The following is a 14,171-nucleotide window of genomic DNA, read 5'->3' as shown; positions in this document are numbered from 1 at the left end:
AGGGCAGCTGTCAGATCGCTTCCATAAAAGCTCTGGGCCGAGACCTTCATATCACCTTCTCACGGAACCGTGAGCGTTCTAGAATGTGGTGTCGATGGATGGAAACCCCCTTCCCTCCAGCCGGACAGGGCTGGCGTGCGCCCCCCAGCAAGCCGCGCCAGCCCACACCACCGTAAGGCAAGGGACGTGACGCATGATCAGGGAGCACGCTGTCCGCCTCGCGCGGTACGAGGTCAGTGCTGACAGCTATCGCTCTGCCAAGAAGCTCGTTGATCAATTCGGGGAGGAGGCAAGCGGGCACGCCAAGCGGCGCATGGAGGCATTCCTTGCCGAGGGGAATGAGGAGCGCGCGGCAGCTTGGGTCGACGTTGCCTTCGCGATCGACGAAATGCAGCGTTCGCCCCATCCCGACGACCGCCTGAGCTGAAGCTCCCACGGATCGCAATGCCCAAGCTCCCTGATCCTTTCGGCAACAGCCCTGATCCACTCACCGCCGACATCCGGCCCATGGAAGCGATCCAGCATCCGGCCTACGGGAAGGTGTCGGCCTGGATCGATGAAGCTCTGAAGGGCCCGCCCAGTCCGGGGACCATCGGCCGCATGGAGTTGCTTCGGCACTGGGACCAGCTGCCCGGCGACAAGCGGCAGATGCTTCTCATCATGGCGCGGGAGATGGTCCGGAACGAGACCGAGTGACCTCTGTAGCTCTGCTTCTGCTTGTTTGTGCCTCGCTGGCCTCGGTATCGCCCCTTGACGGCGTGGCAGCCGCCCCGCCCCTGCCAGAAGATTTGCCCCTCTCAGCCGAAGGCGTACCGACGCGACCTCTGAACGATGAGGAGCTCTTCCGCTTGCTCGTCGCGGTCTCTGGACGGAATGATGCGGCCGCGGCCCTTCTGGCCCGGTGCCATGCGGGAGGATCACCGTATGGGAGTAGCACTTGGCGATCCTGCATCATGGGTACTCAGTGACGATGTCTAAGCCGCGAACAGAAGACGGACAGCGAGAGGACCTAGTCGCCTACGAACTTGTCACTGAGCGCGGCACAGATGCTCGGCGTCATGCGCATGATATGGTGCAAGCCGCCATCCTGAAGGGTGACAAGAAGGAGGAGGCCCGTTGGCTGCGGATCTATCTCGATGTCGACGGCCTGCTCGCCCACCGGGGACAGCCGCAGACCTGGGGCTGAACGCCTCAGCTTGCCGCAGGCACCGACCTAGCATGCCGCGCCTCAACAAGGGTATCCCGCCGCGCCGACACCAGGGCTCGCAGAGCGGCGATGTGCCGATCGGGCTCTGCTATCGGAACACCGGCAGCACGAGCCACGTTCGCGGACTTCTTGCGTTTCGTGATCAGCGCCAGGAGCGCCAGCACCTCCGGATCGGCATTCTGTGGAGAGGCTTCCGCATCGAGATTGCCCCCATCGGGGCGCGGGATACCCAATGACTGGGATATGGCACTCAGCAACCTGAGGACCTGCGGAGTGAGCCGCGAGCTGCTCTGACCGGCTGCCGCGGCGTCGAACTGCTCCGTGCAAAGGCGCAGGAGGTTTGCCAAGTGTACGGGGTCATCCGCAGCCATATCCAGGTCGGCTCGGCCCGGCAACGGCACACCCAGGGCGCGGGCCAATCCGGGGGCCAGGACGTCTACGCTCTCCGGCGCGGCGCCGCCTGCAGCGAGGGAGCTCTCGACATCAAGGGCGATCCGCCGCACGCGCTGGGCGAAGGTGCTCTCCGCTACTCGGAGCACCTGTCGCGCGAAGCTCGCCACAGGGGAGTTGATGAACTTGTGGCTCTCGATGAGCATCTCATCAGCCAGGCTGGGGTTCTCGCGCAGAACCCACTGCAACAGAGCCTGATCGCAGGGGATGTCGTCGAAGTTCGGCGCGCCGCGCAGCCGCTCGGGCGTGTACGTGTCCAGCGCCGCCTGCCAGCGCCGGGCAATCTCGCGCATGGTGGGGTGGCCGCAGTTGGCGAAGAAGATGCCGTCGTTGACGTTCCAGTAAACGTCGGAGCCACCGGAGGCGAGGATCAGGGAGTGCTGCGTCCGGGCCGAGAGGTAGGCACCGAGATCAAACTCTCGATCATGGACGTAAGCATCCGCATCGATGTGCAGAAACCAGCCCTCATATCCGAGATCAAGAAGTTGGTTGAGGAACAGAATGCGGTTGAAGCAAGCGTGCCAAGGATAGAAGCCGCGCAGGACGGCCGAGACTGATGCATAACGGATACCGTGGCGCAGGCAGTACTCGCGGTTCGGACGCGAGGTGATGCGGAGCATGTCAAAGTACCGCTCGGGATCGGCCGATTGGATCATCACCATCGGCTCTTCCGGCTTGAAGGCGAACATCAGACACTCCAGGGCACGCCACGAGCAGTAATGATATTCCGCAACGGGCACCACTGCCATCGCTCCGAGGCCTGACAGTGCTTGGTCTTACGATCACGCTGCTTCGCGCAGGTCGGGATGTCTTCCGGAAGTGGATCCGAGGGCGTCCCCGCCCCCCGCTTTTCGGGCCATCAAGGTCCAGGCTTCAGGACAAGCGCCTGGGCTATGCTGACGCGGCTGGTTGGGAGTGCTAGCCGCCACCGCCCGTGGCGCCGGACTGCTCCAGGCTAACCGCGGCGTTGCCGGCAAGCGGGGTGCGGCTGTCGGCGGCCAGTGGCCGGAGGCAGTAGCGTCCTCGGGCGCGCGGTCCTGGTCGGCAAAGGCCGGGGTCGAGGGCAGCGCGCTACTGATCAGGCCAGGCAGTCAGTCCGTCTGGCTGGTTCGAGGAGTGTGCCCGTACTGGACAGCCATCAACTTCGCCACGGCGACGAGCGCGGCACGGTGCTTCGGGTCGGAGAGCGCGGCGAAAGCCTGGATCAACTCGGCAATGTCGTCGCCGGGAGTAGACTGGAAAGCCAGTGGGAGTGGCGGCGTGACATCCTGAGTTGAGCCAGCCGCGATCAGCACGTCCGGCCGGATGTCCAGCGCGTTGGCAATCGTGATCAGCCGGCTGGCCGCGATGCGCGTGGTTCCCGTCTCGTAGCGATGCAGCTGAGCGCCCGTCACGCCCACCATTCTCGCCAGCTCCTTCTGCGTCCGTCCCTGGGCGCGGCGGAGTTCCCGGATCTCACGCCCCACGGCCAAGTCGGACGACATCGGCGAACGCTGGTTGCCACCCGGCAGATCACGCGCATTCTGCACCTCAAGGTGACGGGACAACTTACCGGCATGGGCCTGCTGCTCAGCTATCCGCGCCAGGATCCCAGTTCCAGAGGGAGCAGGCAGCTCCACACCATCTTTCGCGAAGGTATAGGCGTGCTGGACGAAGTTGGTGGTCATGACTGTTACTCCTCCCAACCAGACCTGGACTGGTCACAAAGTCGGGTTGATGTCTTTTATTTTAGCCTCGAACTAGTACGCCGGGCGAGCACAGAACGCAAACACTCAATCCAAACATCAACTCTGGATTTCTGGGACGAAACACACGCAGCAATCAGTATAAATTTAGTAGTTTGAATAACTTAGTGCGGAGCGTTCAATGTAGAATGTGACCGAACGCTTATCACGTTCTCATGATTTTGGTTCACCGAAGCGGGCGGCCGTAGCTGGGGTTCGTTGCTAAGAAGGAAGTTGATCTCGAAAAATGCGAATTGTTTTGAATGTGGAGATCACTGCGCACTTCAAGCTCTCGCGTTGCGGATTGTAACCCTACGTTGAGACGATGGTAGCATTGCGTGCGGGCTTCCGCCCTCCCAATCAGCCACGCCGGGGAGCAGCCCCCAACGAAAAGAGGAGCACTAGGCACCATGCCGACGCGGTACTATCCCGCCATTCTGGAACAGGCGCCCGCCGGGTTCAGCGTCTTCTTCCCCGACTTCCCGGGCTGCGTATCCGACGGCACCAGCACCGAACATGCCGCGCGTGAGGCCGAGCAGGCCCTCGCCCTGCATATCCGCGGCCGGATCGAGGATGGCAACGCTATCCCCGACCCCACCCTGCTGGAGAGCGTCGAGCGTGACCCCGAAGCGGAGGAGTTTGCTCGTATCCTCGTGCGTGCCGAGTTGCCCGGCCGCGCGGTGCGCGCCAACATCACCATGGAGGAAGGCTTGCTTGCGGCGGTGGACACCTTCGCTAAGCAGCAGGGGAAGACTCGGTTGGCATCTCTGGCGGATGCCGCCCGGGCCGCCATGCAGGGGGCGCGCGCAGCATGAACTGGATAATCGAGATGTGGATTGCGCCGTCTCGCGGGTGTGCTCAGAAGGCGAAGGGATGAGAGCAGAAATCGAAGCTGCTGCAGAAGTATTTGTCCATACTGTTAAGGAAGAGGCAGGCGATGATTCCCACCTGATGGAGGCTGGAGTAAAAATGGCTGTGCGGGACTTCACATTCCTCATGGAGGAAGTTTTCCCCGAAGAGCTCCACACGTTGGCCAAGTCTCTCCGTGACATGGCGCAGCTTGTGGAAGCTGATGCACGCAAGCAGTCCGTGCCATATCAATCACCCCCAAAAGCTTGAGGCGATCGGAATTCTCGTCTCGCACAACGCCCGCTCCGCTGCCCGGCGCACCGCCTGCCCGGGCAGCACTTTCCGCTTGTCTCCGGACCATGCGCCGTATGAGGCTTGCGGTTGGCGGCCCAGGGTTCCACAGCTAGGCCTCCGCTGAGAGGGCTGCACTTCTCCATCGGCTTTGCCAACTGCAACACTGGCCTGGACCGGCGCGTGAGTGCCGGTCCCCCTCGGCCATCTGTCCCGCTACAGCCTCCAGCGCCCCTCCGCAGTGCCCGGCCCGGATCAGCGTAGCCCAATCCCGCGCAGAGTCCGCTCCGCCGCTTCAAGGCGCGCCCGAGCCGGCGGGGAGTTGTGGGCGAAGTCCGCCAGCTTGATGCGAATGGCCCAGAGGTCGCCCGAGGCGGCCAGGGCCTCGGCCCATTCCAGCTCATCCACGGCGGTCAATCTCGTTAACATCCCGATCAGCCGCACGGCTTCCGGGCTGATACCCGCTCTCAGCAAACTGGCCGGGGTCACTCCCTTGCGGCCCATGGCGTCGTGCAGCCATGCGGCCTCGATGGCGTGGTCCGGGGCATCGGGCCAGCGTTCCCGGAGGAGCGTCACCACGGCTGTGACGTGGTCCAGGTAGGGCTCACCTTGTTGGTTCAGATGTCCGGCGTGCAGGCGGGCAGAGAGACTTGCAGCGGAAAAGGTCATGAACAGCAGGGCGCCCATCAGAAGCGGTGGCTCGTGGTCTACGTCGAGGTCGCAACTCTAGGCGACCATCATGCGGCAATTATGGCGCGAGGGAGCTAACAACGGCAGGGAGGTGGCGGCATGGCCCTGCAGAGCACTAGACCGACCACACCCTATCGTGACCCTTTCGAAATCTGGCTGAAGCAATCGCTCCGGCAGCGGTGGGGCCAGGACCCAGATGCCGAAGCGGGACCGCAGGACCTTCTCCGCATCGCCTGCGACACGCAATCGGAGTGGGACGAGATGAAAGATCGCTGGGTCGCCCACCAGCAGCGCAGGGTCTCGTCGCTAGACTAAGCAGCGCCGCGGTTCCGTTCAGCAAAGCCCACCGAGGTTATGTGAACGGCCGGCGAGGTCTCCCCACCGGCCGCGACACTTCAATCCTGGGAGAAGAAGGCGCGAGCCTCCGGAGCCTACTTCCCCACGAGCACCCTCGTGGAGTGTTAGGATGAACGGGAGGCTGGCCGGCTGAGTTGCCGCAAGGCATCAGAGCGCCTCTGTTACCCGGTTCAGCTGCCAGCCCCAGGCGAAATCCTCCTGGGTCGGGTTAGCCTCCGCGATCTCCACGTATCGGACCGACTGCTGGGCAGTGGCCATGGCCACCAGCACCCGGCTGGCGTCCGCTTTCCCGCACCGCTGGATCAGCGAGTTAAGCGCTGCCCGGGTCATGGCCCCGCACGCCCCATCCACCACCAAGTCGCCGTAGAGGCTGGCTCGGCCGTTAAGGTGGTTCAGCGCGCGCCGGAGGAATCGGCCGGCAACGGCGGTGCCCGTGTTCACGCCGATGTCGATCAGCTTGGCGCCGAGGTCCGGCAGCACGTCATCGATCAGGTCGAAGCCGGGCTGGCGGATGTAGAACAGGGCGTAGATGTCCACCGCAGTCTTCCGCGGCATAGCGATCATCGGCCCCATGTAGCCGGCCGCGCGGGCCCGGGCGACGGTGATACCCCAGATGGTCTCCCCGCCTTTGTCGGAGGGGTGGTTCGAGTAGCGGTCCTCGCGGCCAATCATCTCATTCGTCAGGGCGACGATGCGGGCGGGGGTCATGCCCGCATCTCGGCCGGCACTGCCAGCCTGGCCAGCAGCTCACCGTACTGCCCCTGCACCATGTCCCGCAGGTCCGCCGCCGGGACGCCCAGGGCCTTGATCGTCCCGCCGAGCCGGTTGGTCATGTAGGTGGCGCCGCGGGTCACCAAACGCTGCAGTTCCACGTCGTCTAGGGGCGCGGCCGCGCCTCCACTAGGCGCCCGCAGGCTAGGCATAAAGCCGGCGGCACGGCACAAGCCGCGATCCATCATCCACACGCGGAAGGCGTGCACGACAGTGGGCCAAGCGGCCCGAGCCAGCAGCACCAACGGCACCGCGTAAATCGCGGGCACGCCGAGGGCCGCCAGGACTTGCGTCCAGTCGTCCATCATCGTCACCGTTATGGCTAGGGGTGCCCGGCTGACCGGCCGGGCGCGGGATGCTAGACGGCTCGCCGAACAAGTGTCAGGTGCCGTCGCAGGATGAGCTTTGTCGCAGGAGCAGGGCGTCTTGTGCGTGGGCTGCTGCAGTCAGCCGCCTGCCAGTGCTTGGGCCACCAGTGGAAGAGCGCAGGCTGGCGTCCAATGCCTTACGGCTTGGGCACGAGGTACAACTTCATGATCTGCCGACGCTGTGGGAAGCAGCGGACCAAGCTGGTCGAACAGAGCCCGCCCAAGCTCGGCTGACCAGGCAAAATGGATATCGCCTGTGAATGCCGATCTGAGCGCGAGAGGCTAGAGGTCCATATATCGCTGCTGGACCTACAGGTTGACGCCAGAGCCGACGCGCTTCGAAAAAGCTCTTCAGCGCGCACATGCGAGCGAGTTAAAAATCAAGCGCCAGAGGGAACTGATCGCCGAGTTGGAGCGAGCAGGACGGGATGATCTGCTTCTGGCAGCCGTCGAGGAACTTGCCGAGATGACACGTATCCATGGCAACCTCGCTCATGAGCTCTGGCGCGCCGCACTGTCCTAACAGTTACGTCGGAAACCCACGGGACCGGTAGCCGGCGCGAGGGCGTCGGACATGAGCGTTCCATTTTTCTGGGGTGCCGGAAGCCGTCCGGCGGCGGTACGGCTGCGGCTCTCTGAACAGGAGCCGTGGCGTGGGAGGTCGGTGGCCAAGGGACATGGCGCGCCTCCTAGACCTGGAGACCGTCGAGGTGCCGCTCGGGCTCAACCTCATCGTCGTAGTTGTCGCCTACATGACCGAGGAGGAAACACGCCTGGTCCACATGCCGCTCTGGCGAGCGCAGGAACTGGGCCTCTTCGAGGCCATGCAGGACGGACGCTTCATCCCAATATCTGATTTCGAGGACAGCTCCAACTGACCGGCCGGGAGCGGCGGTAACCTGCTACCACCCAAGCTCGGCGTATCCCGAACTTTACGGACGCCGGTCCTCAATTTTGAGGAATTCTGGAAGACGAAATGAAGACGCTCAAGACGCCGTCCTGAAGATAGCTTTGATTGTGCCACGAAGTTGACGGATCGGTTCCGACCTCCATGTGGGGCGCGGCGCTGCGGCAGCGGGGAAGGACCCGCCTCAGCAGAGGCACGACGGATGGCAGATCACTAACCGGTGCTGCAGCCCCGAAGTGCAGTCGGTGTCGAATCCGGCCCGCAGCGCTGCGCGCTGCTTTGCTTATGGCGCCCAGCGTGTTCAGGGCCGGTTCAGCAGGTCGCCGCTAATGATGACCTTAGCCATGCGGTGATGATTGCCAGGATCGCGGCTAGATCGTCTGTCACGGCCGCGAGACGCCCAACGACGCCTCCCAGCACGCCGGCCAAGACCGCCGGATCATCGCCGATACCCACCTTTGAGAGGGCAGTCAGTACCGCTTCAGCGCCCGCTTCCATGCGGGCAGCCCACGCTTCTTTCTTCGTCGTTTCCACTTCTGATGTATCCGGCTGACCGGCCGGGCGCGTTGTCTATCCGCAGGCCATTCTCAACCTCGGGTTTATTGCGGGATGTTACCCAATAAGGTTTGATCCCAAACCAAGCTACCCTCGGGGGTGATCCCCACTCTCGCTCGGCGGCTGCATCCAAAAGTCCGACATGGCGACGCACATCTGCCCCAACCCTCGCCACTCTCGCGGCGATCTGGATGTGCTGCTGGACGACCTGATCGCTCTCTTCAATAAGCGGGAACTATCGAGAGCCTTGCTACGGGACGTTGGTGCGGTGCTCATTCGGGAGCTGGCGCCTCCCGGCGAAGCGGAGAGGCGCGTTGCTCAGTGGCGGGAGCGATGGCGGGAGACCGTACGGCTGGAAGCGGTACCGCTGCGCAAGTCAGATTAGGGTCGCGGTTTGCTAGCCGGCCGGGCGCGGCTGTCGGAACCGGCCGCGTGATGACGAGTTAAGCCTGTCAGCTGCGGCTGGAGGGAGAGGCGCTGAGGGTTCCGCCGGCAGGCTATGCCCTGATTGTCAGCATCGAAGAGATGCTGGACCCCTCAGACGGGGTCAGAAAGGTCGCAGTGGTGATCAAGACCACCGACCGATACGAGGTGGTGTTCGTCTCTGCCGACCGCGCGAATGAGCTTGCGCTCGACGCGTTCTACCGCAGCAAGACCCTGGTTCCTCTCCCAATCTGCTGAGCCTCCGGGCGCGGGCTAATCAATATCCTTGAACACCGGCACCTCGGGCAGGAGCCGATCTTCGCCTGCAAGGATGAGCCGCTCGGCCGCGACGTGCCGGATCTTCACGGCCGCCAGGGTTAGGACGCTGATGAAGGCATGGGCGTGCGCCAATTTGCGCCGGGCCATAGCCAGCGCCATCTCCAGTTCCTCCTCATCCTCCTTGTTGAGGACGTCCCGCCGCGAGCGGATGGCGCCGCCGGCGGTGAGCAACCCGGCGAGGCCGGCGAAGAACATGGAGCCGATGGCGACGACCTGCTCTGCGGTCAGGCTAGGCAGATCGGCGCCACAACCTCCTCGAGAGGATGCCCGCGATCGTCGTGAGCGCGAGCAGCAGAGTGATTATGGGCGAGAACGGGGCCAGGCGCATCGCGCCCACGCAGATGCTTGCAATATTCCGCCCCGCCTGGTGCGTCCGGCTACCGTCGTGCCTGGCGGCCTCTAACTCGCGGTGACTACGCCGGTTGACCCTGCCGCGGACGCTGATCGCCAAGCTGCAGACGCCTCTTGTCCGGTTCGAAGTACTCCAAGGTCGATAACGGCCATGCCGCTACTGGCTATACTCCGCCGCAGAATGGACTCGGCATAATGGCGCTGTACTGGTCCCATACCAGCCGGGAGTTGCGGGAGGTCGCGACAGCCTTCCACGCGTTCGACAGCTGTCTCAGGAAGCTGGCGCTCAGCTAACGGCTGGGCCGGGCTCGCTGCGTTGGCGCCGCATCGCTCAGCGGTCCCCCGTCTTGCGGTTGCTCTGGGTCGCGCTGCTCACGCCGCCCTGCTTGCCGCCGCTGCTAACTGCGCCTGCTCGTGCGTCCTTGGGATTGCCCTTGCCGCCGGTGGCGTTCTTGCCGCCCTGGGGCGCGCGACCAGCAGGCGGAAGGGGAGGGAGGTTGGCCATGGGAATGCCTCGTCATGTGAAGAAAGATCGGCGTAGCTGGTCGAACGACACGGCATCGCCACGCCCACGATGGGCACAGCCAAAGCTCGGGCGTTTAGCGCGTGATTGGACGAAGAGTTCGACCGCCCGGGGCGAAGAAACACCAACTCTGGATGAGAGTGGCCGGAAAACATTGCGCGATTACAAGACACTAAACCTTGTAGACTGAATCATCCCAGTCCCAAGCTTCGGAGACAACTGCCTCTCCGGAGAGAGAAAACAGCGCTCGTTCCACCTTCGAAGTATCAAGGTGCGCGCCGCAAATGTAGGGAAAACACACGGAGAAGCGCGATCCCAACCTCACCAGAGAAAGCTTTGTCTGAGAGAGATTGGAGCGGGCGAAGGGATTCGAACCCTCGACCCCGACCTTGGCAAGGTCGTGCTCTACCCCTGAGCTACGCCCGCGCTCCGTGTGTGGCGGCCGTATGACACGGGGCGTCTGGGCTTGCAACCCCCCTTCCTGATCGTTCCGGCAGCAACCGGCGGGCGGGCCCCGCCCTGGCCCTTTCCCCGCCAGGGCATGTAGTCTCGCCCTATGATTTTTGACGAAGGCCGCGCCGAGGCCAGCGAGCCGCCCGCCAGGGTCCGCCGTCGCCACGTCTTCTACGTCCCGGGCTACGATCCCCGCAGCCCGCGCACCTACTTCCTCCTCTTCTCGCGCGAGCTCAGAAAATTCGCCGCCCTCCACGGCATCGCCGCCCGGATGCGCGCCGCGAAGGAAGAAGGCACCGCACGCTGGCACATCGCGGCGGACTGGCCCGAAGGCCCGGTCGAGACGGTGGTGGACTGCCTCTCCTGGCACGAGATCGCCGTGCGCGACTTCGCCGTGCCGAAGTGGCGCGTCGCCCTGCTCAGCCTGCGCGTGGTCTGGGAAGCGCTGATATCCGGCACGGTGGCGCAGATGCTCCGGCTGAATTGGAAGTTCGGCGTCTTCTCCCTCTACCCCTGGGCCATGGCGCTCCTCTACGCCCTGGTGGCGCTCGGCCTCGTCGCCGGCTGCCTGGCGCTGGCCGGGGCGCTGGGGTTTCCGCGCCTGGCAGGGCTGGCTCCGGCCGCCCCCCTCCTCTTCGGCCTGCTTCGGGTCACTGAGTACCTCGATCGCCGCTTCTACGTCTGGTACCTCATCAACGACTGGATCTTCACCTGGCGCCACCGCACCAGCCGGGACCCGGAGGCGGATGCCCGGTTCGAGGCCTTCGCTCACCGTGTCGCCGAGGCCGCAAGGGATCCCGCCCTGGACGAAGTCCTGGTCATCGGCCACAGCTCCGGCAGCTTCGTCGCCATCTCGATCGTGGAACGCGCCCGCCGCCTGATGGGTGCGACTGGCGGCGAAGGCCCCTGCCTCTCCCTGATGACCATCGGCGGCAACACCCCCATCGCGGTCGCGGGCGGGCTGCCAAGCCCCACCCGCAAGGCCATGCAGGCCCTGGTCACGGACGAAGGGATGCTCTGGGTGGACTACTTCGCCCCGCAGGACGTGCTGAACTTCCCCTGGCTGGACCCGGTCCGCGCCTTTCGCCTGGACCTTGGCGGAAGACCTCGCCGCAACCCCTCCGTGCGCTCCGCCCGGTTCAAGGAAATCTTCTCCGCCGAACGCTACGCGGAGCTGGCCTATCGCTTCTACGAACTGCACTTCCAGTTCCTGCGCGCCAATGACAGGCCCGGCGAGTACGAGTTCTACCGTTTCCTGGCCGGCCCCGAGCCCCTGGAGTCCGTGACGCGTGACCGTGGCTGAGAGCCCGCTCCCCCGCTACCGCCCGCCGGCCCCCATCCCCTCGGGCAATCTCGGCACCTTCCTGAAGGTGCTGCTGAGCCGGGACGCGAACCTCCTCACCGCCCTGCCGCGCCGCGCCTACGACATGTTCATGGGCGAGCGCGCGATGGGCGACCGCCGCCTCTACCTCATTAACCACCCGGAGACGGCGCGCGAGGTGATGGTGGAGCGCGCGGAGAACTACCCCAAGGCCGCCGTCTTCGTGGACGCGCTCTCCCCCCTGGTGGGGGACGGCGTCTTCGTCGCCAACGGGCGCAGCTGGCGCCGCCAGCGGGACCTGATCCGCCCGGCCATGTCCCAGATGGCGCTCTCCAAGGCCTATCCCCACATGGGCGCGGCGGTGGCGGACTGCGTCGCCCGCGTGGCCGCCCACGCGCGCGCCGGAAAGCCCTTCGCGCTCGACGCGGAACTCAGCCACGTCACCGCCGACGTCGTTTTCCGCACGATCTTCTCCGAGCCGATCGAGGCAGGAGAGGCCGCGACGGTCTTCGAGGCCTTCACCCGCTTCCAGGCCCTGTCGGACCAGCTCGCCCCGTGGAAGCTCCTCTACTCCCGCAAGCACGCCGCCCCGCCCCAGGCCGCGGGCTTCCGCGCCGCCTGCGCCGCCATCCGCGGCACGCTCGGCCGCATGGTGGACCGTCGCCTGGCCGCGGGCAGCCCGGCGGGGCGCGACATCGCCGACGCCCTGATCGCCGCCGCAGATCCGGACACCGGCCGCGGCTTCACGCGGGAGGAGCTGGTGGACCAGATCGCCGTCTTCTTCCTCGCCGGCCACGAGACGACGGCCAGCATGCTCACCTGGGCCTTCGTCATCCTCGCCAACCTGCCGGAGGCCGCGGAGCGCATCCGGGCCGAGGCGGAGGAGCTGGGGGAGGGGACGCCAGGCCTGGACGCCATCCAGGCCGGCCTGCCCTACACGAAGCGCGTCCTGCGCGAGGTGCTGCGCCTCTACCCGCCCGTCGGCTTCCTCGTCCGCTCCCCCCTGGCGCCGGACAAGGTGCGGCGGTGGACGCTGCAGCCCCGGGACATCGTCGTCGTCTCCCCCTGGGTGATCCACCGCCACCGGGTCTTCTGGAAGGACCCCGACATCTTCGACCCCGACCGCTTCCTGCCGGAGCGGGCATCCGGAATCACGAAGGATTCCTACATCCCCTTCGGCCTCGGCCCACGGGTCTGCCCCGGCGCCGCCTTCGCCACGGTGGAGAGCACGCTGCTCCTCGCCCGCCTGCTGCAGCACTTCGACATCGCCCCCACCGCCCCGGCCAGGATCCAGCCCACCGCCCGGCTGACCATCCGGCCCAACGGCACCGTCCTTTGCCGGGCCCGGCCACGCGGGTGACGGGCCGGGCGTGGGGCGGAAGCTCCGGTCGGTTCCGCGGCGGCCCTAAGGGGGTTTCACCAGCCTCATGGCCGGGGGCGCTCCGAGTTTGCCCGGTAGGCCCAACAGGCGCCGCCCGCTGAAGCCCGGGCGGTTCAACTTGAGGGCACAGCAAGATCAAGGCTCTCTCGTGCACGACTTGCCCAAGCGCCACATGAACCGCATCTAGGGGTAAATCACCCCGGACAGGCGTCAGTAACCATGGATTCCGTTCTCAACCCCGCCCCGGGCGGCACGGCCGCCGAAGACATCATTAAGGACAGCGACCAGAAGAGCTTCATGCAGGACGTGGTGGCCGCCAGCCGCCAGGTGCCCGTGCTCGTGGACTTCTGGGCGACTTGGTGCGGCCCTTGCAAGCAGCTCACTCCCACGCTGGAGAAGGTGGTCCGCGCCGCGGGCGGCCGGGTGCGGCTGGTGAAGATCGACATCGACCAGAACCGCGCCCTGGTGCAGCAGCTCGCCCAGCTCGGCCTGCCGCTGCAATCCGTGCCCACGGTCGCCGCCTTCTGGCAGGGCCAGATCGCCGACCTCTTCCAGGGCGCGCTGCCCGAGAGCGAGGTGAAGAAGTTCGTCGAGAATCTGCTGAAGATGGCCGGCGGCCAGATGCCCTCGGCCGATCTCCTGGCCGAGGCGAAGCAGGCCGCGGAGGAGGGCGACTTCCAGGGGGCGCTGGAGCTCTACGGGGCCCTTGCCCAGCAGGAACCGGAGAACCCCGCCGCCATGGCCGGCGTCGCCCGCTGCCTGATGGAGCTGGGCGAGGAGGATCAGGCCGCGCAGGTGCTGGAAAGCCTGCCGCCGAAGGTGGCCGACCATGCGGAGGTGTCCGCCGTCCGCTCCGCGCTGGAGCTGGCGAAGGCCGGGCGCGAGGCCCGCGGCAAGCTGGCGGAGTACGAGGCCCGGCTGGCCGCGGACCCGAACGACCATGAGGCCCGGATCGACCTCGCCGTCGCCCTCAATGCCGCGAACGATCGGGTGGCGGCGGCCGACGCCCTGCTGGAGTCCTTCCGCCGCGACCGCGCCTGGAACGATGGGGCCGCCCGCAAGCAGCTCCTGAAGTTCTTCGAGGCCTGGGGCTTCGAGGACCCGGCCACCAAGGCCGGCCGCCGCAAGCTCTCCTCCCTGCTGTTCAGCTGAAGCGGGGCCGGGGGAGGGCGCCCGCCTTCCCCCTCTCCCCAACCGCCACGAGAGGTTCC

Annotated in this window: 18 protein-coding genes and 1 tRNA gene; 10 read left to right on the top strand and 9 right to left on the bottom strand. The window is 65.7% G+C overall.

All coding sequences use genetic code 11. The annotated features are described in order from the left end of the window. The first annotated feature begins 193 nt into the window (after positions 1 to 193). From NRP21_RS24805 to NRP21_RS24795, 3 genes are all read left to right on the top strand, one after another. Positions 194 to 427: a hypothetical protein gene (locus NRP21_RS24805; RefSeq protein WP_257718926.1), complete on the top strand. Its 234-nt coding sequence runs from the start codon at positions 194 to 196 to the stop codon at positions 425 to 427. A gap of 17 nt (positions 428 to 444) precedes the next feature. Beyond that, positions 445 to 696, top strand: coding sequence for a hypothetical protein (locus tag NRP21_RS24800; protein WP_257718925.1), 252 nt, complete (start codon positions 445 to 447; stop codon positions 694 to 696). Positions 697 to 937: 241 nt separating this feature from the next. Then, positions 938 to 1,186 carry a hypothetical protein gene (locus NRP21_RS24795; protein ID WP_257718924.1) on the top strand — a complete coding sequence of 83 codons (249 nt, stop codon included), beginning with the start codon at positions 938 to 940 and terminating at the stop codon, positions 1,184 to 1,186. A gap of 5 nt (positions 1,187 to 1,191) precedes the next feature. Here the strand turns inward: NRP21_RS24795 and NRP21_RS24790 are convergent, their stop codons facing one another. Continuing rightward, positions 1,192 to 2,346 carry a hypothetical protein gene (locus tag NRP21_RS24790; protein WP_257718923.1) on the bottom strand — a complete coding sequence of 385 codons (1,155 nt, stop codon included), beginning with the start codon at positions 2,344 to 2,346 and terminating at the stop codon, positions 1,192 to 1,194. Between the two features lie 402 nt (positions 2,347 to 2,748). Continuing rightward, positions 2,749 to 3,324, bottom strand: coding sequence for a helix-turn-helix domain-containing protein (locus NRP21_RS24785; protein WP_257718922.1), 576 nt, complete (start codon positions 3,322 to 3,324; stop codon positions 2,749 to 2,751). Between the two features lie 467 nt (positions 3,325 to 3,791). Between NRP21_RS24785 and NRP21_RS24780 the strand changes: the two genes are divergently transcribed. Continuing rightward, positions 3,792 to 4,196, top strand: a complete 405-nt coding sequence (locus tag NRP21_RS24780) for a type II toxin-antitoxin system HicB family antitoxin (protein WP_257718921.1) — start codon at positions 3,792 to 3,794, stop codon at positions 4,194 to 4,196. 58 nt (positions 4,197 to 4,254) lie between these two features. Next, positions 4,255 to 4,500: a hypothetical protein gene (locus NRP21_RS24775; protein ID WP_257718920.1), complete on the top strand. Its 246-nt coding sequence runs from the start codon at positions 4,255 to 4,257 to the stop codon at positions 4,498 to 4,500. Positions 4,501 to 4,776: 276 nt separating this feature from the next. On the opposite strand, the gene NRP21_RS24770 is transcribed toward NRP21_RS24775, so the two are convergent. The 3 genes from NRP21_RS24770 to NRP21_RS24760 form a co-directional block, all read right to left on the bottom strand. Beyond that, positions 4,777 to 5,208 carry an HD domain-containing protein gene (locus NRP21_RS24770; RefSeq protein ID WP_257718919.1) on the bottom strand — a complete coding sequence of 144 codons (432 nt, stop codon included), beginning with the start codon at positions 5,206 to 5,208 and terminating at the stop codon, positions 4,777 to 4,779. Between the two features lie 507 nt (positions 5,209 to 5,715). Beyond that, on the bottom strand, positions 5,716 to 6,276 hold the full coding sequence (locus NRP21_RS24765; RefSeq protein WP_257718918.1) for a glycoside hydrolase family 108 protein: 561 nt from the start codon (positions 6,274 to 6,276) through the stop codon (positions 5,716 to 5,718). After that, entirely contained in the window at positions 6,273 to 6,647 is a 375-nt protein-coding gene (locus NRP21_RS24760; RefSeq protein WP_257718917.1) for a hypothetical protein, read from the bottom strand. The genes NRP21_RS24765 and NRP21_RS24760 overlap by 4 nt, the downstream gene beginning before the upstream one ends. A 376-nt stretch (positions 6,648 to 7,023) precedes the next feature. Between NRP21_RS24760 and NRP21_RS24755 the strand changes: the two genes are divergently transcribed. Together NRP21_RS24755 and NRP21_RS24750 are read left to right on the top strand one after the other, a co-directional pair. Continuing rightward, positions 7,024 to 7,230: a hypothetical protein gene (locus tag NRP21_RS24755; RefSeq protein WP_257718916.1), complete on the top strand. Its 207-nt coding sequence runs from the start codon at positions 7,024 to 7,026 to the stop codon at positions 7,228 to 7,230. A 154-nt stretch (positions 7,231 to 7,384) separates the two neighbouring features. After that, positions 7,385 to 7,585 carry a hypothetical protein gene (locus NRP21_RS24750; protein ID WP_257718915.1) on the top strand — a complete coding sequence of 67 codons (201 nt, stop codon included), beginning with the start codon at positions 7,385 to 7,387 and terminating at the stop codon, positions 7,583 to 7,585. A 341-nt stretch (positions 7,586 to 7,926) separates the two neighbouring features. Here NRP21_RS24750 and NRP21_RS24745 read toward each other — a convergent pair whose 3' ends face one another. From NRP21_RS24745 to NRP21_RS24730, 4 genes are all read right to left on the bottom strand, one after another. Then, entirely contained in the window at positions 7,927 to 8,148 is a 222-nt protein-coding gene (locus NRP21_RS24745) for a hypothetical protein (RefSeq protein ID WP_257718914.1), read from the bottom strand. A gap of 717 nt (positions 8,149 to 8,865) precedes the next feature. After that, positions 8,866 to 9,126, bottom strand: a complete 261-nt coding sequence (locus tag NRP21_RS24740) for a hypothetical protein (protein ID WP_257718913.1) — start codon at positions 9,124 to 9,126, stop codon at positions 8,866 to 8,868. Positions 9,127 to 9,613: 487 nt separating this feature from the next. Continuing rightward, a complete protein-coding gene (locus tag NRP21_RS24735) occupies positions 9,614 to 9,787 on the bottom strand; it encodes a hypothetical protein (RefSeq protein WP_257718912.1) in 174 nt (57 codons plus the stop codon). 369 nt (positions 9,788 to 10,156) lie between these two features. Beyond that, a tRNA-Gly gene (locus NRP21_RS24730) sits at positions 10,157 to 10,231 on the bottom strand. Between the two features lie 130 nt (positions 10,232 to 10,361). On the opposite strand from NRP21_RS24730, the gene NRP21_RS24725 reads away from it, so the two are divergent. From NRP21_RS24725 to NRP21_RS24715, 3 genes are all read left to right on the top strand, one after another. Further along, the gene (locus NRP21_RS24725) at positions 10,362 to 11,561 is read left to right on the top strand and encodes a hypothetical protein (RefSeq protein WP_257718911.1); all 1,200 of its coding nucleotides are present in this window, start codon (positions 10,362 to 10,364) and stop codon (positions 11,559 to 11,561) included. Next, positions 11,548 to 12,939 carry a cytochrome P450 gene (locus NRP21_RS24720; protein ID WP_257718910.1) on the top strand — a complete coding sequence of 464 codons (1,392 nt, stop codon included), beginning with the start codon at positions 11,548 to 11,550 and terminating at the stop codon, positions 12,937 to 12,939. The genes NRP21_RS24725 and NRP21_RS24720 overlap by 14 nt, the downstream gene beginning before the upstream one ends. A 240-nt stretch (positions 12,940 to 13,179) precedes the next feature. After that, the gene (locus tag NRP21_RS24715) at positions 13,180 to 14,112 is read left to right on the top strand and encodes a thioredoxin family protein (RefSeq protein ID WP_257718909.1); all 933 of its coding nucleotides are present in this window, start codon (positions 13,180 to 13,182) and stop codon (positions 14,110 to 14,112) included. The last annotated feature ends 59 nt before the right edge of the window (positions 14,113 to 14,171 follow it).

The organism is Roseomonas populi, assembly GCF_024594815.1.
Taxonomy (GTDB): Bacteria; Pseudomonadota; Alphaproteobacteria; order Acetobacterales; family Acetobacteraceae; genus Roseomonas; species Roseomonas populi.
Note: the sequence above shows the minus strand (reverse complement) of the source record. Positions and strands in the feature narration are given on the sequence as shown.

What these genes read in the sequence shown, in the direction of transcription:
- NRP21_RS24740 (WP_257718913.1), bottom strand. Translation starts at nt 9,126, where the DNA reads ATGTTCTTCGCCGGCCTCGCCGGGTTGCTCACCGCCGGCGGCGCCATC.
- NRP21_RS24765 (WP_257718918.1), bottom strand. Translation starts at nt 6,276, where the DNA reads ATGACCCCCGCCCGCATCGTCGCCCTGACGAATGAGATGATTGGCCGC.
- NRP21_RS24735 (WP_257718912.1), bottom strand. Translation starts at nt 9,787, where the DNA reads ATGGCCAACCTCCCTCCCCTTCCGCCTGCTGGTCGCGCGCCCCAGGGC.
- NRP21_RS24770 (WP_257718919.1), bottom strand. Translation starts at nt 5,208, where the DNA reads ATGGGCGCCCTGCTGTTCATGACCTTTTCCGCTGCAAGTCTCTCTGCC.
- NRP21_RS24805 (WP_257718926.1), top strand. Translation starts at nt 194, where the DNA reads ATGATCAGGGAGCACGCTGTCCGCCTCGCGCGGTACGAGGTCAGTGCT.
- NRP21_RS24760 (WP_257718917.1), bottom strand. Translation starts at nt 6,647, where the DNA reads ATGATGGACGACTGGACGCAAGTCCTGGCGGCCCTCGGCGTGCCCGCG.
- NRP21_RS24790 (WP_257718923.1), bottom strand. Translation starts at nt 2,346, where the DNA reads ATGTTCGCCTTCAAGCCGGAAGAGCCGATGGTGATGATCCAATCGGCC.
- NRP21_RS24750 (WP_257718915.1), top strand. Translation starts at nt 7,385, where the DNA reads ATGGCGCGCCTCCTAGACCTGGAGACCGTCGAGGTGCCGCTCGGGCTC.
- NRP21_RS24715 (WP_257718909.1), top strand. Translation starts at nt 13,180, where the DNA reads ATGGATTCCGTTCTCAACCCCGCCCCGGGCGGCACGGCCGCCGAAGAC.
- NRP21_RS24785 (WP_257718922.1), bottom strand. Translation starts at nt 3,324, where the DNA reads ATGACCACCAACTTCGTCCAGCACGCCTATACCTTCGCGAAAGATGGT.
- NRP21_RS24800 (WP_257718925.1), top strand. Translation starts at nt 445, where the DNA reads ATGCCCAAGCTCCCTGATCCTTTCGGCAACAGCCCTGATCCACTCACC.
- NRP21_RS24780 (WP_257718921.1), top strand. Translation starts at nt 3,792, where the DNA reads ATGCCGACGCGGTACTATCCCGCCATTCTGGAACAGGCGCCCGCCGGG.
- NRP21_RS24775 (WP_257718920.1), top strand. Translation starts at nt 4,255, where the DNA reads ATGAGAGCAGAAATCGAAGCTGCTGCAGAAGTATTTGTCCATACTGTT.
- NRP21_RS24725 (WP_257718911.1), top strand. Translation starts at nt 10,362, where the DNA reads ATGATTTTTGACGAAGGCCGCGCCGAGGCCAGCGAGCCGCCCGCCAGG.